General features: G+C 66.7%; 16 protein-coding genes. 5 read left to right on the top strand and 11 right to left on the bottom strand.

The window, feature by feature from the left end; translation table 11 throughout:
• Nucleotides 1-2: 2 nt before the first annotated feature.
• Genes JOD27_RS11120 through JOD27_RS11130 form a run of 3 tightly spaced genes read right to left on the bottom strand, consistent with a single transcriptional unit; the run spans nucleotide 3 to nucleotide 2,961 of the window.
• Nucleotides 3-809, bottom strand: a complete 807-nt coding sequence (locus JOD27_RS11120; RefSeq protein WP_204762102.1) for a carbohydrate ABC transporter permease — start codon at nucleotides 807-809, stop codon at nucleotides 3-5.
• The gene (locus JOD27_RS11125; protein ID WP_204762103.1) at nucleotides 806-1,696 is read right to left on the bottom strand and encodes a carbohydrate ABC transporter permease; all 891 of its coding nucleotides are present in this window, start codon (nucleotides 1,694-1,696) and stop codon (nucleotides 806-808) included. The genes JOD27_RS11120 and JOD27_RS11125 overlap by 4 nt, the downstream gene beginning before the upstream one ends.
• Nucleotides 1,693-2,961 (bottom strand): ABC transporter substrate-binding protein, encoded by a 1,269-nt coding sequence (locus tag JOD27_RS11130; RefSeq protein WP_204762104.1) that lies wholly within the window; start codon nucleotides 2,959-2,961, stop codon nucleotides 1,693-1,695. The genes JOD27_RS11125 and JOD27_RS11130 overlap by 4 nt, the downstream gene beginning before the upstream one ends.
• 164 nt (nucleotides 2,962-3,125) lie before the next feature.
• Between JOD27_RS11130 and JOD27_RS11135 the strand changes: the two genes are divergently transcribed.
• On the top strand, nucleotides 3,126-3,959 hold the full coding sequence (locus JOD27_RS11135) for an endo alpha-1,4 polygalactosaminidase (protein ID WP_204762105.1): 834 nt from the start codon (nucleotides 3,126-3,128) through the stop codon (nucleotides 3,957-3,959).
• A gap of 295 nt (nucleotides 3,960-4,254) precedes the next feature.
• On the opposite strand, the gene JOD27_RS11140 is transcribed toward JOD27_RS11135, so the two are convergent.
• From JOD27_RS11140 to JOD27_RS11160, 5 genes are all read right to left on the bottom strand, one after another.
• Nucleotides 4,255-4,650 carry a nuclear transport factor 2 family protein gene (locus tag JOD27_RS11140; RefSeq protein ID WP_204762106.1) on the bottom strand — a complete coding sequence of 132 codons (396 nt, stop codon included), beginning with the start codon at nucleotides 4,648-4,650 and terminating at the stop codon, nucleotides 4,255-4,257.
• Between the two features lie 443 nt (nucleotides 4,651-5,093).
• Nucleotides 5,094-5,840 (bottom strand): endo alpha-1,4 polygalactosaminidase, encoded by a 747-nt coding sequence (locus JOD27_RS11145; RefSeq protein WP_204762107.1) that lies wholly within the window; start codon nucleotides 5,838-5,840, stop codon nucleotides 5,094-5,096.
• Between the two features lie 660 nt (nucleotides 5,841-6,500).
• The gene (locus tag JOD27_RS47410) at nucleotides 6,501-6,899 is read right to left on the bottom strand and encodes an STAS domain-containing protein (protein WP_504739938.1); all 399 of its coding nucleotides are present in this window, start codon (nucleotides 6,897-6,899) and stop codon (nucleotides 6,501-6,503) included.
• Between the two features lie 3 nt (nucleotides 6,900-6,902).
• Nucleotides 6,903-7,943: a glycosyltransferase family protein gene (locus tag JOD27_RS11155; protein WP_204762109.1), complete on the bottom strand. Its 1,041-nt coding sequence runs from the start codon at nucleotides 7,941-7,943 to the stop codon at nucleotides 6,903-6,905.
• 44 nt (nucleotides 7,944-7,987) lie between these two features.
• A complete protein-coding gene (locus tag JOD27_RS11160; protein ID WP_204762110.1) occupies nucleotides 7,988-8,149 on the bottom strand; it encodes a hypothetical protein in 162 nt (53 codons plus the stop codon).
• A gap of 58 nt (nucleotides 8,150-8,207) precedes the next feature.
• Here JOD27_RS11160 and JOD27_RS11165 point away from each other — a divergent pair, with 58 nt between their 5' ends.
• From JOD27_RS11165 to JOD27_RS46540, 3 genes are all read left to right on the top strand, one after another.
• Entirely contained in the window at nucleotides 8,208-8,369 is a 162-nt protein-coding gene (locus JOD27_RS11165) for a hypothetical protein (protein WP_204762111.1), read from the top strand.
• A gap of 893 nt (nucleotides 8,370-9,262) precedes the next feature.
• Complete coding sequence (locus tag JOD27_RS46535; protein WP_204762112.1) at nucleotides 9,263-10,699, top strand: glycoside hydrolase family 43 protein; 1,437 nt, start codon at nucleotides 9,263-9,265, stop codon at nucleotides 10,697-10,699.
• Between the two features lie 12 nt (nucleotides 10,700-10,711).
• A complete protein-coding gene (locus JOD27_RS46540) occupies nucleotides 10,712-12,139 on the top strand; it encodes a glycoside hydrolase family 43 protein (protein WP_204762113.1) in 1,428 nt (475 codons plus the stop codon).
• Nucleotides 12,140-12,366: 227 nt separating this feature from the next.
• Here JOD27_RS46540 and JOD27_RS11180 read toward each other — a convergent pair whose 3' ends face one another.
• The 3 genes from JOD27_RS11180 to JOD27_RS11190 are packed head-to-tail and all read right to left on the bottom strand — an operon-like array spanning nucleotide 12,367 to nucleotide 17,687.
• Nucleotides 12,367-14,310, bottom strand: coding sequence for an alpha-L-fucosidase (locus JOD27_RS11180; RefSeq protein WP_204762114.1), 1,944 nt, complete (start codon nucleotides 14,308-14,310; stop codon nucleotides 12,367-12,369).
• A gap of 28 nt (nucleotides 14,311-14,338) precedes the next feature.
• Nucleotides 14,339-16,390: a family 43 glycosylhydrolase gene (locus tag JOD27_RS11185; RefSeq protein WP_204762115.1), complete on the bottom strand. Its 2,052-nt coding sequence runs from the start codon at nucleotides 16,388-16,390 to the stop codon at nucleotides 14,339-14,341.
• 16 nt (nucleotides 16,391-16,406) lie between these two features.
• Nucleotides 16,407-17,687, bottom strand: coding sequence for a family 43 glycosylhydrolase (locus tag JOD27_RS11190; RefSeq protein WP_204762116.1), 1,281 nt, complete (start codon nucleotides 17,685-17,687; stop codon nucleotides 16,407-16,409).
• Nucleotides 17,688-18,360: 673 nt separating this feature from the next.
• On the opposite strand from JOD27_RS11190, the gene JOD27_RS46545 reads away from it, so the two are divergent.
• Nucleotides 18,361-21,462 (top strand): RICIN domain-containing protein, encoded by a 3,102-nt coding sequence (locus JOD27_RS46545; RefSeq protein WP_204762117.1) that lies wholly within the window; start codon nucleotides 18,361-18,363, stop codon nucleotides 21,460-21,462.
• Nucleotides 21,463-21,492: the final 30 nt, after the last annotated feature.

Consider the following 21,492-nt stretch of genomic DNA (forward strand, 5'->3'; position numbering starts at 1 on the left):
AGTCATTTGATGCCCGCGGCGGCGACCGACCGCACGAAGAAGCGCTGGGCGAAGAAGAAGACGAGCAGGACGGGCAGCTGGCTCAGCACCGTGCCGGCCATGAGCTTGGGCCAGTTCGTGGTGTGCGCGCCCTGGAAGCTCTGCAGTCCGATTTGGACCGTCATCGTGCCCGGACTCTGCACGGCGAGCAACGGCCACAGGAAGTCGTTCCAGGTCTGCAGGAACGTGAGCACGGCGAGGGTCGCAAGGGTGGGCCGCATCAATGGCAGCAGCACCTGCAGCAACGTCCGCAGCCTGCTGGCGCCGTCGATCCTCGCAGCCTCCTCCAGCTCACGGGGCAACGTGGTGAAGAACTGCCGCATCAGGAAGACGCCGAACGCCGTCGCCAGATTCGGCGCGATCAACGCTCCGAGAGTGTCGACCAGGCCCAGTGATCGCATCATGATCAGCAACGGCAGCATGACGATCTGGAACGGCACCATCAGCGTCGCGAGCATGAGGAAGAACGCGACTTTGCTGCCGAAGAACGGGATGCGCGCGAAGGCGTAGCCCGCGAACGAGCACAGCAGCAGGTTTCCCACGACGCAGACGACAGACACCACGAAACTGTTGGTCAGCCACGATCCCAGTGGTGCGTCCCGCATCGCCGCGAGGTAGTTCTCCCACTCGATCCCGCTCGGCAGACCGGGAGGGAACCGCCGCGACTCCTCCTGCGTGGACACCGACACGAGCAGCATCCAGACCAGTGGCGTCACCATGACCACGGAGAGCGGCAGCAGGATCAGGTGCAGCGCGCTGGGCCTTCTCATCGGACCTCGAAGTGGGACGTGCGGCGGTTGAACCGCAGCTGGACGAGCGTGAACACGCCGATCACCAGGAACACCGCGCAGCCGATCGCGGCCGCGTAGCCACCGTCGAAGCTCACGAACGCCTCGTTGTAGAGGTGGTAGACGAGCACTGTCGTCGCGCGCAGTGGGCCGCCCTTGGTCGTCACGTAGACGGCGTCGAAGAGCTGCAGGCCGTTGATCGTGAGCCACACCAGCAGGAATCCCGTGGCGGGCGCCACCAGGGGCAGTTCGACGTGCCAGAACGACCGGACCCGCCCGCAACCGTCCAGAGAGGACGCTTCGAGCAGGTCCTTCGGCACGTTCTGCAACGCGGCCAGGTAGATGATGACGGCGAAACCGAGCCAGCCCCACACCGTCATCGCCACCACGACGTACAACGCCTGGCCAGGATCGGTGAAGAAGCCCTGCTTCGGCAGGCCCACCGCGTCCAGCGCGGCGTTGACCAGGCCGAACTGCGGGTTCGCGAGCCAGTTGAACATGATGCCGGTCGCGACCGTCGAGGTCACGAGCGGCACGGACACGGCGAGCCGGTACAGCAGGACACCGCGGATCTTCTGGTTGAGCATCACCGCGATCGGCAGCGCGAGCACGAGCGTGATCGGCACGAACAGCGCCACGTAGACGAGGGTGCGCCGAGCCGCGTCCCAGAACAGCGGATCGGCGACGAGTTTCGCGTAGTTGTCGCCACCGATGAACGTCCCCGGCGAGGTGAGGTCGGTGCGCTGGAAGGACAGCAAGAACGACCACACCACCGGCACGAGGCCGAAGGCGCCGATCAGGATCACGGCGGGCGCCGCGAACCCCCACCCGGCGGTGTGGTCGGCGAGCTTGCGCCTGTCCAGCGTCATGAACCCGCCAGCGCCTGATCTACCTCGTTGCGCGCCTGGCCGAGTGCCGCCTCCGGCTCGGTCATGCCGAGCAGGACCGACTGCACGGCGGTGCCGAGCACCTGCGAGATCTTCGGGTACTGCGGGATGTTCGGCCGTGACTTCGTGACGTTCTTCGCCAAGTTCTCCACGAAAACGTTGGTACCCGGGTACTTCGCCTCGAACTCCGCGTAGCCCGCCAGGTCCACTTCGGACTGCCGGATCGGCAGGTGACCGGTGTCCATCGCGAACTCCAGGTGGACTTCCGGGGAAAGCAGCCACTTCAGGAACGGCAGCGCGTCCTTGCGGCCCTTCTCCCCGAACACCACGAACGTGTCCGGTCCCGCGATCGTCGCGTGGGTGACCTTGCCCGGCAGGATCTGGACGCCGTAGGACACGTCCTTGTTGAGGTTCCCAAGGTCCCATGGTCCCGTCCACAGCATCCCGATTCGTCCGGAGTTGAAGAGGTTGAGGTACTGCTGGTCGCCTTGATCCAGGTACACCGACTTGTCCGTCACGGACATGTCCCGCAACAGCTGCATGGCCTGCTTGCCTGCCTCCGAGGCGAACGCGGCCTTCTTGCCGTCCTTCGAGAGGAGATCGCCGCCCGCCTGCCAGAGCAGGGCGAGGAAGCGCCACACCGTGTCCTCGCTGCCATCGTTGACGTATGCCCAGCCGAACCGTCCGTCCGCGGTGAGCTTCTTCGCGGCCGTCCGGAAGTCCTCCCACGTCCACGTTGCGGTCGGGTAGGAGATCTTGGCTTGGTCGAACAGCTTCTTGTTGTAGACGAGCGACAGGTTGTCCACGAGCGCCGGGACGCCGTAGATCTTCCCGTTCACCGTCGCGGCCTCACGTCCCGCGGCGAACAGATCGTCCCAGTCGAAATCCTTGTCACCGCGTAAGAGGTCGGTGAGGTCCTGCGTCTGCGGACGGTCGGTCAGCCCCGTGATCGAAGAGCCGTACTGGTAGGCGGCCTCGGGTGGGTTGCCCGACGCGAACGACGCCAGCGTCTTCTGCAGGGCGTTGTCGTTGCCACCGTTGAACACCAGCTCGACCTGCTGCTGCGGATGCGTGGAGTTCCAGCGCGCGGCGAGCTTGTCGAGTGCGGAGGCTTCGTCTTCGGTGTAGCCGTGCCACACCTTCGCCTTGCCGTCCGCGCCGGAACCTGTGCCGCAGGCGGCTGTCATGACGAGGGTGGCGCCCATCGTCAGCACCGCGCGGCGGCTCAGTCCTCGGCCGTGTGCCATGTCGACTCCCTGGTGAGTGCTGCTCTGTGGTCGGGCACACTAAGCCGAAATCGCTCAAACAAGCAAGCCACGTGACCGATTGAGATCGAATGTTGGCATGGGCGCGTTCCCATCGGTACTGTCGCTCACACTCAATCACCACTTCTGAGCGATCAAGGAGCTAGATGAGCTTCCCTGCGCGCACTCTCGCCTCGGCTGCGCTGACCGCGGCCGCCTTGGCGGCCTGCGTCGGGTCGTCGTCCGCGAGCAGCCAGTCCGCCGCGGCAGTGACCCTTCCCCCTGTCGGCGCGGTGCTCGACTACCAGCTCGGCGCCGCCTACACGCCGCCGGCGGGCGTCACGCTCGTGACCCGCGACAGCACCGCCTCGCCCGTGGCCGGCATGTACAGCATCTGTTACGTCAACGGGTTCCAGACACAGCCCTCCGAGAAGAACGTCTGGCTGAACCAGCGCAAGCACCTGCTGCTCAAGGACTCCTCCGGCAAGCCGGTCGAGGACCCGGACTGGCCGGGCGAGTACCTGGTCGACACCTCCACGGCCGCCAAGCGCACGGAGCTCGCCGGCATCATGGGCACCGTCATCGACCAATGCGCGACCAAGGGCTTCAAGGCCGTCGAAATCGACAACCTCGACTCCTTCTCGCGGTCGGGCGGCAAGCTGACGGTGAGCAACAACCTGGCCTACGCCAAGCTGCTCGCCGACCGCACGCACAGCCGCAACCTCGCGATCGGGCAGAAGAACTCCCCCGAGCAGGCCTCTCAGGCCCGCTCGGAGGTCGGTTTCGACTTCGCCGTCTCCGAGGAGTGCCACCGCTGGAAGGAGTGCTCGGCCTACTCGAAGGTCTACGGCTCGAACGTGATGGACATCGAGTACACCGACAACCTGCGCGGCACGTTCAAGGACGTCTGCAAGGACCCGGCCACCCCGCGCACCACGACGTTGCGTGACCACTACCTGGTCGGGCCGGACGACTCCGCCTACCGCTTCGACCACTGCTGATCATCCGCGGCCGTGAGGTGCCTGTCGCCTCACGGCCGCGTGATCACACCAGATCGTGCGACTGCGTGTAGAGCGCCCTGGGCGATGGACGGTCGACGATTCCGACTTCAGCTTGCTCAAAACCTCGTCGACGAGGCGGTGGAGGCGGCTGAAAGCACCTTCGGAGCGGGGAGTGAGAACTACGGCTGTCAGCGGCCAGGCGTGCTGATCGGGCGTCGCCGTCCAGACTGCGACGCCGCGGGATCCACGCCCGCCGCCTCTCACGGCCGGGTTGGGACATCCCGCCGCCGGGTTGTCAGGCCGTGAACACGGCGTCCAGTCCGGACTGGTCCCCCGCGAACCCCCAAGCCTCCGCGACCAGGCCGCTGTCGTCGAACCGGAAGACGTGCGCGCCGGACGTCTCCACCTTTGTGTCGCCGCGCCTGGCGACCACGTGGAACGTCGCGACGACGAGGTCGGCGTTGCCCATGACGTCGTCGACCCGGATGGTCCACTCGTCGAGCGGCCGCATCGCCTTCGGAATGGCCTCGAAGACCGCGGCTTGCCCCTCGTACCGCCCGGACACCGGGTTGTCGCCGGGCACGTGCCACACGACATCAGGACGCGCGAACGAGTGCCGCAACGTGTCGTCGTCGGCCGGTCCCGCCGTGTAGAAGCGGCGCACCGTCGCGATGTTCTCGGCAACCGACACGACGACCTCCTCAACGGCAGACTGGTGTCTACTTCGGAGCCCGCCGCACACCCGTTACAGCCACGGACGTTACGACAAGCAGCCCACAACCGGCCACGCGGAACCAGCGGGGACGTGACGCCTGGGCGAGCCGAGCGGCTGGCGGGCAGCGGGTCGCCTCGATGCCGCCAGTACTCCTTGCTGCCGCTCTCATCGCCGTTGCCACCTCGCTCCTCGCGAACCTGTCCCGCGAATCCGCGGCGGGTGATTCACATGTCGAGTGACGCGGAGAAACTGCGCCTGGCACAGAACCTGGTCGAGGAGTTGGTGAACCGACCAGACCTGACGGGCCACGATTGGACCGTTCTCGGGACAACTTCCGAAGATGGCCCCATCGACGTGTTTGCCTGTTCAGTCCTGTTGCGACTCGTTGCGTCTCGACGACAGAGGTCCAGAAGGGCGGATCACCGGCACTCGACCAGCCAGGCGCCGAGGTCGACGTTCTTGCGGATCGAGGAGAAACCGGCCGTGTTCGCCGCCGGGCAGAACGCCGACGGGTCGAGGTTGTACTCGGCGTTGAACACCGGCTTCCCGGCCGCGATGAACGGCTTGACGGCGGCGCATTCGTTGTACTGCCAGCACTGCTCGTTCACCGTGCCGTCGGCGACGGGCAGCATGTCGGTGAGGAACGAGTCGCCGGTGATGCCGTTCTTCAGCAGCCACGCCATGCCCAGCGCGTGAATGTCCTCGGCCACCCAGGTGTTGAACGCCTTGAGGTCCTGCTCGGTCAGCGGGAAGCCAGTCTTCTCGACGTGCGTGTCGTCGATATCGGTCTCCACGGCGTCGAAGTGGGCATCGGCACACTGCTTGAACCGCGCCTTCAGAATCGGCTCGAGCACCGACCGCTGGCGCACGTCGACGTAGCGCTCCGACGGCCAACCGGACATCGACGCACCCAGGACGGAGGCCGGGTAGGCGCCGGCGTCCGGCCGGTAGTTCTCCCAGCCGCCGGTCTCCAGGTAGCAGACCGCGTGCTTGCCTTGGGCGTGCAGCTTGCCGACCAGATCGGCCGCCTGCGGGTTCTGGTAGTCGATGTCGAAGACGTCTGCCGCGACGGACAGGTCCACGGTCCCGCTCAGCTGCCACTGCCACGTCAACCCGGGCTTCGGGTGCCACCAGCCACCCGGCGCGGTGGTCGCGGTCGTGGTCACCGGAGATGACGGGGCCGTCACCTGAGCTGGTGGCGCGACAGTCGTCGTGGCGCTGCTCGTCGTACTGGTCGACGAGGCGGTCGTGGTCGGTGCCGTCGTGGACGAGGTCTCGCTGGTGGGAGTCGTGGTCGGCGTGCAGTGGCGACCGGCCCTGGGCGACACCTGACCGTTGCCCGTGGTGAGGCAGCTCACGGCGACCGTGCTGACGTTGGCATCACTGTGTGCCAGCACAAGCGTGGCCAGTGATGCGGTCACCACTACTGCCAGGGCAAGCGAAACTCGCTTCAGCATCCGTTACCTCGTCGTGTCGTGAGCGATGCCGTTCTGAGACATCTCTCGCTCGACCGGGGACCCTAACCGCATCGCCACCGTGATCGCCAGCAGCAGCTTCACCGCCGGTGAGGCATGGATTGTTTGGGAAGTTTCGACCTGAGCCAGAGCTGACGAGGCGGCTGCGGGCCAGTCATCGAGATCATCAGCCTCGACGCGCGGACGTCCGTGGCGGTCTCGAGTGGGGATCGCATGGGTGCCGACACGTGCGACATCCAGCCCAGCGACGCGCTGCAAGAGGTCGAACGCGAGATCTTCAAGAACAAGCAGGACGACTGCGAGAAGGTCGTGCTCAAGCCTTGACAGCACCCGTGTTCGGGGCCAGGTGAGTCACACACGCAACAGGTTCAGCATCGCCAGGGGCCGCTGGGCAGCCTTGGTCGCGCTGACCAGATAGAGCTTCGACCCGATCCGGCTCGCGTGTTGCTCGGCCCGTGCGAGCGCCCTCAAGCCGGCCGTTCCCGGGAACGTGACTTCGCTCAGGTCCACCACGATCGTGGCGTTCGAGATGTCCAGACGCGGCTCGATCGCGCGGGCCAGCAGGTCCACAGTGGACGCATCGATCTCCCCGCTCAGATGAATCACCGAACCCTGATCATCTTCGCCACGGTGACGGGAACCACCATGCTCACCTCCAGCGGACCTTCGAGGTGAAGACGGTCCCGCACCGAACGCTTGCGGCGCTTCGGTCCGCGAGGCGGAATTGCCCGGCAGGCGGTAGGCCCGCAGGGGTCACTTCTGGAGCTTCTCGCGGCGCTCCTGCTGGCGGTAGCCATAGGCGGCGTTGCGCACCGCCTCGTCGCTCTCCAGCCGCGCACCCAACGCACCGGCCACGGTCGCGACCGACGCGGCGAGCCACGCCAGGCCGAGGTGGTCACCGATGGTCAGCGGATGGCCGACCTGCTGCGCCATCACGGACGGTTCGAGAACGAGTGCGCCGGCCGCGAGCACCACCACGAGCAACGCCAGGTACAGGGTGGAGATCCCCAGCACCAGGGTGAGAACGGTGGTGATGTTGTACAACCGCGCACGTTCCTTCCCGACCACGTCGGACGGGCGCTCCCACAGTTTGTGGCTGAGGATCAGCCACACCACCATGGCCGCGATCGACAACAGCATCGCCGCCACCAGCCTGACCACGCTCGAGTGGGTGCCGAGCATCCACATGGTCGGGCTGATCAACGTGTACGCGCCCGTGCCGAACGCGGCGACGAGCATGCTGGACAGCCCCATCGCGAGCCTCCACGGCCGATTCGCCCTGACCATGCCCGCGAGCAGCCGCAACCGGCCGCGCAGACCGGGTGCCACGAACCGCACACCGGTGTCGTCGGTGGGTGAGTCCACCCGCCGGGCGAGCCGTTTCATCGGGGCTTCACGGTCGGTGAGCTCGGCGACGACCGCACTGACCACGTCCCCGGTCTTCCGGTGCAGGCCCCAGCCGCCGAGTGCCGGAAGTGACGCCACAGCCAGCCCGTCGTCGGCGCTGGCGTCGGCCACCACCGGGTCGGTGCCGGCCCTGCGTGGCAGGTCCGTCAGGCACACCCAGAGGTCACAGCGCTCCTCGACGACCTGATCGCGCACGGCCTGCACGACGTGCCGCACGGTGCCATGCTCGTCGGCGGCGAACTGGTCGCAAACAGACACCACTCGCCACTCCACATCGCCGTCCACGTCACGGCACAGCCGCTGCGGCAGGTCTTCCGCGAGGTCCTCCACGATGTCGGTGGCCAGCCCTGGATCGGCGAGCAGACCGAGCACAACGGTCTTCTGCATGCGTGGCCGAGTACCCCGGGAGAGCTCAGGTAAGCGCTTCCTGGTCAGGCCGCGGGCCGCTGGTGGTACGGGGTGTCGACGAGCACGCCGGTCATCCAGATCTGCGAGTGGGCCTTCACCATCGTGACGATCACGTCACCGTCGAACAGGTCGAGGTCGTAGAAGCACAGCGCGTACAGCGGGCGGGTGTTCACCCACAACCCCACGTTCACCTCGTGCTGGAACAACGCGTCGAGCTCTTCCCTGCGGTGCCCCGGACAGGTGATGGAACAGGTCTACGGGTTAAGCTCGCTGTTCGCGTTCAGGGCGCAGCTCCAGCCCGGCCGCCGCGCTCCCATCGCGAACGCGGTCAGCCGCGCCCACCTGCCCCACATCACCCCGCGCCGAGGCTTCCGCCTCGCCGCCAAGATGATCAGCCGCGCCTGACCGGCCACAGTGGACCGAGCCCGTCGGGCCGGCAGGTCCGGCCGGATCGTCGTGGGCACCTCGGTTGTCGCACTCGTCGTCGAGAGCGTCCACTTCGGACTCATTGCGATTCCGGCCAGTTGGCGGGGTGCCGGCACAGGCCGGAGACGGGCGCACTGCTGACGGGTACCGCGCCAGGGCTTCACCCAGGTGTCGCTGTGGGACCGCCGAGCCGCTCGTAGCGGCGATCGCCGAGTTCGACCACCGCTTGTCGCCGTCGGCGCGGGAGAGCACGTTCAGATCGAGGTCCGCGACGCCGTCGTCGCGGACCCGTCGACGTCTCACCGTTCTCCACCGACGGCGCCCTGGTCCTCGCCACGCCCGCGACGTCGACCGGAACCGCTTCTACCGCCAGGGCATCTCCTACACTGCGTGATCGTCGGCCTCGGTTCGATCGCGGCGTGGGCCTTCCCAGAACGTGTTACCGCGCAACGGAAGCCGCCGCCCGCACAAAAGCGAGCAGTCTTCCTGTTATCGCTCACACAGCAGCATCTCGCTGAAACAGCCCATTGACTCCCGATCATCGCCATGTTGTCATTTAGCTCAGCCGCCAAATGTTAACGCTAACAATTGGCGGCTCGGAGCTGCCGCTGCAACGACGCAGGGAGTACGCAGACATGGCATCAACGTGTTGCACCGTCGCCGCGACCGAGCTCGCCTACCGTACCGAGCAGGTTCAGCGCATCGCACCCTCGCCACACCGGCTTTCTGTCCACAGAGGACATTAGGCTCCTTCCCCCGATTTCCGGGAAGTCACGCCTTCCACACGCACCGGCGCACGATCACCACGCCGGGGTTCCCGAGCGACGCACCATCGCCCGATCGTCCCCACCTCTGACCGGAGGAGTCGAACCGTGCAACGAACATCGTCGCGTGTAGGCGCGGCCCTGGTCACGGCGTTGCTGATGCTCACCGCCCACGTCCTCGTCGCCGTGGACCGGGCTTCGGCCGCCGACCCGTTCACCGGTTACCTCATGGCGCACTTCACCGGCGAGCACGCGAACGGCGAGCAGATCTACTTCACCCACAGCAAAGACGGCCTGCACTGGACCGAGCTGAACAACGGCGCGCCCGTATTGCTGTCCACTGTGGGCGATCGCGGCGTGCGCGATCCCGCGATCGTCCGCTCCTCCGCCGGTGACCGGTACTGGATCATCGCAACCGACCTGCGCATGTCCGGCAGCGGCAGGTCGTGGAGCGACGCGTCCAACAACGGCAGCACGTCGCTCGTCGTGTGGGAGTCCACCGACCTGGTCAACTGGTCCGCTCCACGACTGCTGGACGTCGCGGGCGGCATCCCGACCGCGGGCGACGCCTGGGCACCCGAAGCGATCCACGACCCGGTCTCCGGCGACTACGTCCTTTATTGGGCCACCAACGCCACCATCGACGGCGTCCGGAAGCACCGCATCCACTACGTGCGCACCAGGGACTTCCGCACGATCACCGCACCGCAGGTCTACATCGAGCGGTCAGGCACGCAGCACATCATCGACACCCAGATCGTCGAGTCGTCGCGCGACGTCAGCGGCTTCCGCTACTACCGGGCATCCAAGGACAGCCAGATCACCATCGAGGGCAGCAACTCGATCCTCGGCTCCTGGACCACCGTCGGCAACCTGTCCCACCTTGGCCTCACCGCCGGCCAGGTCGAAGGTCCCATGTGGATGCGGTTCAACAACCGCGACGAATGGGCACTGTGGCTCGACAACGCCGGCGGCGACGGCTATCTGCCCATCGCCTCCACCGACCTGAGCAGCACGCAGAACTTCCGGAGGCTCTCCGACTACAGCCTCGGCACCGCGCGCAAGCGCCACGGCTCCGTCCTCAACCTGACCGCCGCCGAGGAGAGCCGGGTGCTGGCCAAGTGGGGCACGACCACACCGGCCAACCGCCTGCAGTCGTTCAACTTCCCCGACCGCTACGTCCGCCACGCCAACTTCGACGTGCGCATCGACGCGAACGTCAGCCGGATCGAGGACTCCCAGTTCCGGATCATGCCCGGCCTGGCGGACTCCTCGGCCGTGTCGTTCCAGTCTTTGAACTACCCCGGCTACTACCTGCGGCACCAGAACTACGACTTCGTGCTCGCGCCCTACGACGGCACGGCGCGGTTCCAGGCCGACGCGACCTTCCGCCAGGTCCCAGGGCTGGCGTCGTCGTCGTGGAGTTCCTTCCAGTCCTACAACTACCCCGACCGCTACATCCGGCACTACGCCTACCAACTGCGACTCGACCCGATCACCACCGCGACGGGCCGCGGCGACGCGACGTTCCGCGTGACCGGGTAGAAGGGAAAGCACGTGTTACGCACTCGTCTCCCCCGGCTGGCAGCGATCTGTGTCGCCGTCGCCCTGCTCTTCACCTCCCAGGTCGTCGTCACACCCAAGCGGGCTGCCGCTGCCGACCCCGGCTACCTGATGGTGCACTTCACCGGCGATTCCGCTACCGGTCAACGGCTTTACCTCGCGCACAGCACGGACGGCCTGCACTGGAACGACCTCAACGGCGGAGGCACGGTCCTGCGCTCCACGGTCGGCACGAAGGGCGTGCGCGACCCCGCACTGGTGCGCTCTCCCGACGGGAGCAAGTACTGGATCATCGCGACCGACCTGTGCATCCGCTGCGGCTCCACGTACACCAACGGCAGCCCCAGCTTCGTGGTGTGGGAGTCGACGGACCTGGTCACCTGGTCGCAGCCGCGGCTGATCAACGTCGCCGGCGCGATCCCCGGCGGGCGCAACGCGTGGGCACCGGAGGCGATCTGGAACCCGGAGACAGGCGACTACGTCCTGTACTGGGCGACGAACGCCACGGTGAACGGCGTGTTCAAGTACCGCATCTACGCCGCCCGCACCAAGGACTTCCGCACCATCACCACCCCGCAGGTCTGGATCGACCCGCCCGGCACCACCCCGATCGTCGACACCCAGATGACCGAGGTGCCCGGCGGCGGCCAGTACCGCTACGTGCGCGTCTCCGGCGACGGCCAGAACACCGTCGAGGGCAGCAACTCCATCCTCGGCACGTGGACCACACTCGGCACCCTCTCCAGCATCGGCCTCACCGGCAACGTGGTCGAGGGCCCGGTGTGGATGAAGTTCCGCGACCGCGACGAGTGGGCCCTCTACATCGACCACCTCGGCACGAACGGCGTGCGCGAGTACCGGCCGATCCTCACGACCAACCCGTTCGACGTCGGCGCCTACCGGCTGCAGGCTCCGGAAAACTACGACATGGGCGGCACCGCGAAGCGCCACGGCGCGATCACGACGCTCACGGCCGCCGAGGAGAGCCGCGTGCTCGCGCGCTGGCCCAACACCCCGCCCAAGCGGCTTCAGTCGTACAACTTCCAGGACAGGTACGTAAGGAACACCAACATGGACGTGCGCATCGACGCGAACGTCAGCCCCGTCGACGAGTCCCAGTTCCGGCTGAGGAACGGCCTGGCAGGCTCCGGCACCGTGTCCTTCGAGTCGGTGGACTACCCCGGATACTTCCTGCGGCACTTCGGGTTCGACTTCCAGCTGGCCTACAACGACGGCACCGCCCAGTTCGCGGCGGATGCCACCTTCCGGCAGGTCGCCGGGCTCGCCGACGCGACCTGGTCGTCCTTCCAGTCGTACAACTACCCCGACCGCTACCTCCGGCACTACGCGTACCAGTTGCGGCTCGACCCGATCACCACCGCGACCAGCCGCAGCGACGCCACGTTCCGCGTGACGAGTTGATTCGGCCGTCTCACGGTGAAGCCACACCGTGCCCGAAGGTCCTTCGGGCACGGTGTGGCGGCTGCACATCAAGAAACCGGCAGGGCGCGAACGGAAACGATCACGGTGCGACTTCTCCGGCCCGCTGACTGCCGCCTCGTCGCAACAGGGCTCGCGGTGGGTGTTGACGCGCCGATCCCACACCACAGATACCGCTCACCAAGGGGCCAGGTGTGGACGGACTCCCGTCAGGACCGGACCAACCGCCACTGCTGGTGACCCTCGCCGGTGTGGTCCCACTGGTCGAGGACGGTGCCGTCCACAGTGGATGCTCCGGGGACCTGGAGCACTCGCTGGCTGAGGCGGTTGGTGAGGATGAAGTGGTCGCCGTCGACCGGCGTGACGGCCCAGTGCTGCTGGAAGACGTTCGAGTCACCCCAGATGTTCATGGTTCCGCCGTTGGCCCGGGACCGGCCACCGACCTCCAGCAGCTTGCCGCTGTTCTGGTCGCGGATCTTGAAGTACCCGTCCCCGGTGGAGATGAAGGTCCACTTCTGGCACGCGTTGTTCAGCCACGGCCATTGCTGCACCGGGGTGTTGTCGGCCGTGCCGGAGTTCCGCACGTCGAGCACCTTGCCGCTGGCCCGGGACTCGATGCGGTAGACCGTGTTCGCCACCGGGAAGCGCGACACCAGCTGGGGGCGGGCGCTCCGGCCTCCGACGTGCACACCGCCGACGTTGACGTAGCCACCGGTGGCGGCCGTGACGTGGAGGCGCACGAAGCCGACGTTCCGGTTGGTCCACTCGGCGAGTTTGACCCGGCCGTTCGCGGCCCAGTTCACGGTGGCCACCGTGGTGAAGGTGACGCCGTCGGTGCTGGTGGCGATGGTGGCAGCGGTGATGTCGCCGTCGGTGGAGTTGGTGCGGTTCCACTGCTTCGGCAGGTACTCGAGCGTGGAGACGTTGCTCCACACCCCGCCGAGGTCGATCGTGATCGTCTGCGGCAGCGTGCGACCGCCGCCCCAGGTCGACCAGCACGTCTCGACGTTGCGGTCGCTGCGGTTGTCGATCGCGTGGTAGGCGAACTCGCCGGGGTTGTAGGACGAGGCGTAGGCCGCCACCGCGTTCACCGGCCACTCGACCCGCAGCGGCTGGGCGGGCAGCGGCGCGCGCGAGGGGTTCGGGCTCCAGGCCGCGCCGACCTCGGCGAGCCGGTTGACGATGTTGGTGTCGAGCCTGCCCTGGCGGTTGGGCGGGCAGTTCAACAGGTACGAGGTGTACTTGGGCTCCAGTTCCCTGAGGTCGGCCAGGATGGCGTCACGGCTACGTGGTGCGTCCGTTGCCGTGTGCGGGTGCCAGAACCAGCCCCTGCTGATCGTCTCGCCCTGAATGGCCGCGAACGTGTTCCCCTCCGGTGCCCGGATGCCCATCGGGGCCTCGAAGTAGATCGCGTCGCCGAGCCAGGGCTGCGACAGGGCGCCGTGGTCGACCATGACGCAGTTCGGTTGCAACGACTTCACCAGGTTGCGGACCTCCTGGTAGGAGATCTGCTGCTGGCCCATCTGCCAGGCGTAGCCGTCGGTGACGAACACGTCGATCGTGCCGTAGTTGGTCAGCAGCTCGCGGATCTGGCCGAGCACCACGGTCATGTCGCCCGGCTCGATGGCCTGGTACGGATCCTTGACGTGAGTGCCGTTGTAGGCCTGGACGGTGTGAGTGCGGTCCCAGACCGAGTAGTACAGCCCGACCCGTAGGCCCTTGGCACGAAACGCGTCGACGTACTGGCGCACGACGTCCTGCCGGTAGCCCGAGTAGGCCACGTTCTGCGTACCGAACGCCGTGGGCCACAGAGAGAAGCCGTCGTGGTGCTTGGTGGTGAGCACGCCGTAGCTCATCTTCGCGGCGGCAGCGGCCGCCGCCCACTGCGCGCAGTCCACAGAGGACGGAGCGAACTTCGCCGGGCTCTGACCGCCCGCCGCCCACTCCTCGTTGGTGAAGGTGCCGAGGTTGAAGTGGTTGAACATGCCGAACCGCAGGTTGACCAGGTTCGCCAGGTCGCTTTGCGGGTCCGCCGCGTGAGCCAGCGGCGAGAGGCCCGTCAGACCCGGTACCGCGGCCGAGGCCGCCGCGATGCCGGTGGCTGCCAGAAAACCCCGGCGGGACATTCCCGATGTCGTCCCTGATGTCGTCATTGACACTCCAGTCTTGGGGAACCAGTTCCTAGTCGGCGACGCGATGGAAGATCCACCGCTGGTTGGAACCTCCGGTGTCGCGATACTGGATCAGTGCGACACCGTCGGCCGTGCTGCCGCCGCTCACATCGAGCACCTTGCCGCTGTGGCGGTTGACCACGAGGAACTCGCCGCCGGGCTGCGGGCGCAACTGCCACTGCTGACTCGCCCGGCCGTCGGCGGTCGCCTGCACGACCCGCGCGCCGTCCGCCGACGAGGATCCAGCCACGTCGAGCACCTTGCCGCTGGCGAGGCACGCAATCGTGCGGTAGCCGTCCACTGTGGACTGAAAGGCCCACTTCTGGTTGACGGCACCGGTGTCGGGCCACTGAATCACGGCGGCACCGTCGGCCTTCGACGCGCGGGCAACGTCGGCGACCTTGCCGCTGCGCGCGCTGACGAACTTGTACGCCCTGGTGGGCGCGATGGTGTAGTGCACGGAGTCCACGTCGACGTGGCCGGTGCCGTTGGGGTTGTAGGTGTAGAGGCCGACCCGGTCACCGCGGTAACCGCCCCAGGTGAGCTGGTAGGTGCCGCCGAACGAGGTGAACGTGCTCCCGTCGAGGCTGTAGGAGAACTGGCTGACCCCGTTGACGTCCCACGAAGTGCGCAGCCACACGACGTTCTGCGTGATCACCGGGCCGCTGGTCACGGTGCCGCCGACGTTGTGCGCGATCGTGGTCGTGGTCCCGGAACGGCGGACACCCAGCCCCGCATAGGTCGCCGCGTAGTGGCACAGCCCGGCGTGCTGGCCGTCGGCGAGGCCGGCCAGTTCGAGCCGGACGGTGACCGTCGCGCCGCCTGCCGTGCGCAGCACCCGTTGGGTGAGCGTGTTCCCGGCTTTGGTCAGGTTGTCGGCCACCAACGGTGCGAACGCCTTCAGCCGCAGGAAACCGGGGCGTTCGGTCAGTGACCATTGGTCCGCACGTGGCTGGTAGTGCCACTCCCACTGCGGTTTGAGGCGCGTGTCGGTGAACAGGTCGCTGGTCACCACGGCGGGCAGCGCGTCGACCGGCAGACCGGGCGTGCCGCCGGGAGGCACGCGGCCCGTCCACACCATGTTGCCGATGCCGTCCGCGCCCACCTCACCCAGGATCGGCCAGCCGTCCACCCAGGTCACCGGCAGCAGCGACAGCACGCGTCCCTCCCAGGCCCCGGTCCCGTGGTGGGTCACCCAGTGCCAGGCGCCGTTGGGTGCCTGAATCAGCCCGCCCTGGTTGGGTTCCCGGTCCACCGAACGGGAGACGTGCTGCAACTGCCTGGTCTCGAACGGGCCGGTGAGGCTGCTGCCTCGGTTCATCATGACCACGCGGCCCTCGGACTTCACCTCGCTGAAGAGGTGGTAGTAGGTGCCGTCGATCTTGTACAGCTTGTTGGCCTCGCTGCCCCGCGACTGGTGGATGACCGTGGACGGACCGACCAGTGACCTGCCGTCCGCGGACAGCTTGAACAGGTGCACCTTGTAGGCGTCCGCGTAGTTGGTGGTGACCAGGTAGCCCTGGCCGTCGTCATCCCAGAACGGGCACACGTCGTTCCAGCCGGAGGTTCGCCACAGTGCGTGCAACGGCTCCCACGGCCCGGTCGGCGACGGGGCCGACGTCATGAAGAAACCTTCGTCGGGCGTGTTGAAGTACACCCAGAACCGCCCCGCGTGGTGGCGGATGGACCCGGCCCACACGCCACGGCCGTAGCGGTTCATCCGGTCCCAGTTCAGCTCCGGACCGATGCGGGTGACGTCATCGACCGCGCCGCCGAGCGTCCGCCAGTCGACCAGGTCCGTCGAGTGCAGGACGGCCATGCCGGGCGAGTATCCGAACGTGCTGGTGATGCCGTAGTAGTCGGTGCCGACCCGGATGCAGTCCCAGTCGCTGAGGTCGGCCGGGATGATCGGGTTGACGTACGTGCCGTCACCCTGGTCGCCCCACGTCCCGGCCGAAGGTACGGCTGCCGCCGCCGTTCCCGGTGGCAGCAGGCCCGGCAGGACGAGCGCCCCGGTGCCGGCCGCGGCGAGCCGGCCGAACTGTCGTCTGGTGAAGTCCACGGTGCTGTCCTCGGTTTCAGGCCGACGCCTGACGCCAGCGCTGGTTCGTGCTGCCCGTGCAGGTCCACTGGATGAGCCGGGTCCCGCTGGTCGTGCTGGACGAGGGGACGTCGAGGCACTTGCCGCTGGCGCGGTTGACCAATGACACGGTGGTCGCGTCGACGGTGCGCACGGTCCACTGCTGGTTGGCGCCTCCGTGGCAGCGCCACTGCAGCACACTCGCGCCGTTCGCGGCCGAACCGCCGGACACGTCCAGGCATGAGCCGGTGGCGCGGTTGACGACCTCGACATAGCCGCCCGGCTTCGCGCGGAGCTGCCACTGCTGGGACTCCGCGGCCGACGCGGTCGCCTGCTGGACCTCCGATCCCGAGGTGTCCAGCCGCAGGCCGCTGTGCTGGGCGGTGAAAGTGGCGAACGGTCCCACGCCGCCCGCGGTCTGCGTCACCGTGCGGATCGTGCCGTCGGGGTTGTGGAAGAGCCGATCCATGACGACCGACCTCTTGTGGTTGCCACCGCCCTCGCGCGCGTTCTTGTGGTACGCCACGTACCACTGGCCCTCGTACTGGAACAGCGAGTGGTGGTTGGTGTTGACGTTGACGTAGTCCAGGAGCACGCCGCGGTAGGTGAACGGGCCCACCGGTGACGTGCCGGTGGCGTAGTGGATCTGGCCCGGCCAGCCGGTCGAGTACGAGAAGTAGTAGGTGTCGCCGACCTTGTGCAGGTGCGGCGCCTCGCCGTACTTGGTCGCACCGGACAGGCCGACGTCCATGATCGGCCCCGTCGTGGACACCATGTCCGCGCCCAGCCGGACCACCTTCGGTGTGCGCGTGCCGAAGTACATGTAGGACGACCCGTCGTCGTCGGTGAAGATCATCGGGTCGATGGGTTCCTCGCCGGTGTTGGCGTCCCTGGCCTTGTCCACCAGCGCGCTGCCCCGCGCGTCGGTGAACGGGCCCTGCGGCGAGGACGAGACCGCCACACCGATCTTGGTGCGGTCCACGGGGAGGTAGAGGTAGTAGCGGCCGTTGCGCTCCGTCGCGCCGGGCGCCCACGCGTACTGGCTCGCCCAGGAGAAGCCGGAGATCGAGAAGATGTCGCCGTGGTCGGTCCAGTCCACCAGGTTCGACGACGAGTAGGACCGCCACGACTTCGAGTCCCAGTACGTGCCGCTGTTGGTCTGGTCATCGGTGAGGTAGAGGTGCACCCGTCCGTTGAACACGTGTGCGGACGGGTCCGCGACGAAACGGTCGGGGATGATCGGGTTCGCGGCGCTCGCCTGCTGTACACCTATCACCATTGAACCCACGAGCACACCGGTGGCCAGGACGCCGCGCAGGACATTCCGGCTCCCAACGCGTGAAGTCTCGATGCTGATCACTCCCCATCTGCGATGTGCGAGTTGTGTCCATTGTGGACTCCGAAGCACTGATCGAACGCAGGGCACGTTAACGCTAACAGGCGACGGCGAGAAGCCCAATACCTCGATTCGGGGGACACGATGTCCGCACCCGGAACGCCCGTGCGCCGCAAGTATCGTTACTGGAGCAGCACTTCTGTGAAACCGGACGCCGTGTCGCGCCTGATGATCAGGGCAGGGACTTCGTCGGTCACAACTCCACCGATTCAGGTCGGCAATTACCAATGTTAGCGCTAACATCTCCGTTCGAGCAGGTAGGCGATCGCCGATTGGCAACTCTTGTGAACCATGAGAAAGCAGGCCTGAGGCGTCCAAAACCGCTCTCGATCACCGAGGTCCGACACCGAACCCGAAGTGTGTCAACGCTTTTCACCCCTGAACCGACATCCATCCACTATGGACAGAACGCGATGGTCCAGCTCGCCTCGGACGACACGGCCGACGATCCCCGCCATTGACATTGGTACGTAATACGTCTTACGTTTCAGCGCAGCTGTCACCCCTGGGATGCCTGCGGTTGCCCGATCAACGTAGATCGACGAGAGGAACCAGTGTGGCTTCACTTCGTGCTGCCCGGCGAACACTGTCGTGCTCGCTGGCGTTGACGTTGTTCGCGCTCTTGCTTGTGGGTTCCGCGCAGTCGGCGGCAGCCGCCGTCCAGGCGACGTTCTACGTTTCACCGTCCGGCAACGACACCAACGCGGGGACCATCGCCGCGCCGTTCCGGACGGTGCAGCGCGCGAGGGACGTCGTCCGCACGGTCAACGACACCATGACCGGCGACATCCAGGTGTATCTGCGCGGCGGCAACTACCCGGTGACGAGCGCGATCGAGTTCGCGCCGGACGACTCGGGGACGAACGGCCACCGGGTGCTCTACTCCGCCTATCCAGGTGAGACGCCGGTTCTCAACGCCGGCGTCAGGGTGACCGGGTGGACGCAGCAGAGCGGCAACATCTGGAAGGCTCCGCTCAGCCGCGCGAACAAGCTCCGCGCGCTCTACGTCAACGACAAGCGCGCGTCCATGGCCTCGAAGACGATCAACTCACTCGGCTGCCAAGGGACCTACACCGTCACCGCCGGGCAGGCGCCGTGGGCGTGGGAGTCCGGGTCGGAGTGCGACGGGTCCCGGTACAACCTGTCCGACCTGCCCGTGATCGCGGCGAACCAGGACGACATCGAGATCGAGACGGCGACGACGTGGACGACTGCCATCGTGGGCGTCCGGCAGGTCACCACGACCGCTGACGGCACCGGCCGCGTCGCGTTGTTCCAGCAGCCCGGCGCGGCCATCGCCCAGGGCGCGTACAACGGCGACTTCCAGGCCACCGGCAGTCAGAAGATCATGAACGCCCGCGAGTTCCTGGACACGCCGGGCGAGTTCTTCTTCGACCGGGCCAACCAGACCGTCTACTACTACAAGGCCGACAACGAGAACATGGCGACCGCGTCGGTCTGGGCGCCCAACAACGTGGCCACGGTGCTCAAGATCGCCGGCACCTCCACCTCCAGCCACGTCCGCAACCTGACCTTCAGCGGCATCACGGTCCAGCACTCGGACTGGAACCTGTTCGACGTAGCCGGTTCGTCGTTCAAGCAGGCTCAGCAGGGCAACGGCGGTGACCGCTTCTACGGGAAGAAGAACTTCCACGCCTACCTCTACCGGAACATCGAACTGCCGCCGGGGATCGTCCAGCTCGAGAACGCGGACGGCATTGTGCTGGAGCGCAACAAGGTGCAGCACACCGGAGCCGACGGCATCACCCTGAACAACGACGTCCGGGACTCGAAGCTGATCGGCAACCACACCGAGGACATCGGCGGCTCGGCGGTCAACGTCGGACATCCGCAGCACATCTACATCGGGGACCACACCGGCACGAACAACGAGAAGTACCCGGCTTCGGCCGAGGGTCTCTGCAAGAACATCGAGATCAGCAACAACTACCTGCACGACAGCGCGGTGCTCTTCAACGGGAGCAGCCCGATCTCGGCCTACTTCGTCGACACGTTGTCCGCGCACCACAACCTGATCGAGAAGGCGCCGTGGAACGGCATCACACTCGGCTGGGGCTGGTGGAACTTCGACGGTTCCACGAACTCCGTCATGCCGAACGTGCCGACCACCACGGCCAGGAACAACAACATCAGCTACAACCACATCGTCGACACGATGCAGCGCCTGAACGACTCGGCGCCGATCTACACGCTGGGCAGCCAGCCCAACACCACCATCGGCAACAACTACCTCCAGGGAGTTCCAGCCGGGCACAAGTACGGGATGCACCCCGACGAGGGCTCGGCGTTCATCAACCACCACGACAACGTGCTGCACCTGTCACCGGACACGGCGTACGCGATCAACTCGGGCACCTGGGGACGCCAGCACGACCTGACCATCAGGAACACCTACGGCACCATCGGCAAGATCGCCAACAAGAACGTGCCGAACAGCACCATCGAGGACGTGCGTGCCTACCCGGACAACGTCTGGCCGTCGGCGGCGTACCGGATCACGGTGAACTCCGGCATCGAACCGGCGTACCGGGACATCCTGCCCGGCAACGGCGCATCCTCTCCCGACCGGGTGTTGCCGGCCAGCACGTTCAACGACACCGGCGCATCGTCCGTTCCGATCAGGAGCACCGGCGACGCGACCAAGACGATCTGGCTGGCCCCGCCGGGCACGACCAGCTTCACCCCCGGCCCGACGATGACCAGGGCGAGCGGCACCGCGACCACCATCGCCATCCCGGAGCAGGCCCGCGACTACAAGCTGTACGTCGTGGACGCTCAGGGCAACCGGTCCGCGGAGTCGGCGTCGGTCGTCCGGCAGCAGTGGACCCACGTCGACGACAAGGACGCCCGCGTGACGTACACGGGCACGTGGAACAACTGGAACGACACGCAGGACTTCCACGGGTCGGAGAGCTACACCGCGCAGGCCGGCAACTCCGCCGAGTACACGTTCACCGGAACCGACGTCCAGTACGTCAGCATGACCCAGCCCAACATGGGCAAGGTCGACGTCTATCTCGACGGCACGCTCGTGCAGTCCGACATCGACGCCTATGCGCCGTCCGTGACGAAGCAGGTCGCGCTGTTCCGCAAGACGGACCTGTCCGTCGGATCACACACGATAAAGGTCGTGTGCAAGGGAACGAAGAACCCGGCCGCAAGTAGCGCGGTGTGCGCGCTGGACGCCTTCTCCAGCGTGGGGTTCGCGCCGAACGGCTACTACAAGATCGTGAACAGGAACAGCGGGCTGGCGGCCGACGTGTCCTCCGGCTCCACTTCGGACGGTGCGAGCGTCATCCAGTGGACCTACAACAACGCTGACAACCAGAACTGGAAGTTCGAGCCCGTGAGCGAGGGCGTGTTCGAGATCTCCTGCCGCCGCAGCGGCAAGCTGATCGACGTCTACGGTGCTTCCACCGCCGACAACGCGGCCGTGGTGCAGTGGACCGACAAGAACGAAAGCAACCAGCGCTGGCAGCTGGTCGACGCCGGCAACGGGTACAGCAAGCTGACAAACGCCAACAGCGGCAAGGTTCTCGCCGTGTCCGGCTCGTCGACGACAGCGGGTGGCCGGATCGTCCAGGTCACCGACACCGGTGCGAACAACCAGCAGTGGCAGATCGTCCGGGTGAACTAGCTCGGGATGTAGGGCGCCTTCATCCACCTG

The sequence above is a fragment of the Lentzea nigeriaca genome, assembly GCF_016907955.1.
GTDB lineage: Bacteria > Actinomycetota > Actinomycetes > Mycobacteriales > Pseudonocardiaceae > Lentzea > Lentzea nigeriaca.

What these genes read in the sequence shown, in the direction of transcription:
- JOD27_RS11120 (WP_204762102.1), bottom strand. Translation starts at nt 809, where the DNA reads ATGAGAAGGCCCAGCGCGCTGCACCTGATCCTGCTGCCGCTCTCCGTG.
- JOD27_RS11125 (WP_204762103.1), bottom strand. Translation starts at nt 1,696, where the DNA reads ATGACGCTGGACAGGCGCAAGCTCGCCGACCACACCGCCGGGTGGGGG.
- JOD27_RS11130 (WP_204762104.1), bottom strand. Translation starts at nt 2,961, where the DNA reads ATGGCACACGGCCGAGGACTGAGCCGCCGCGCGGTGCTGACGATGGGC.
- JOD27_RS11135 (WP_204762105.1), top strand. Translation starts at nt 3,126, where the DNA reads ATGAGCTTCCCTGCGCGCACTCTCGCCTCGGCTGCGCTGACCGCGGCC.
- JOD27_RS11155 (WP_204762109.1), bottom strand. Translation starts at nt 7,943, where the DNA reads ATGCAGAAGACCGTTGTGCTCGGTCTGCTCGCCGATCCAGGGCTGGCC.
- JOD27_RS11165 (WP_204762111.1), top strand. Translation starts at nt 8,208, where the DNA reads ATGGAACAGGTCTACGGGTTAAGCTCGCTGTTCGCGTTCAGGGCGCAG.
- JOD27_RS11180 (WP_204762114.1), bottom strand. Translation starts at nt 14,310, where the DNA reads ATGACGACATCAGGGACGACATCGGGAATGTCCCGCCGGGGTTTTCTG.
- JOD27_RS11190 (WP_204762116.1), bottom strand. Translation starts at nt 17,687, where the DNA reads ATGGTGATAGGTGTACAGCAGGCGAGCGCCGCGAACCCGATCATCCCC.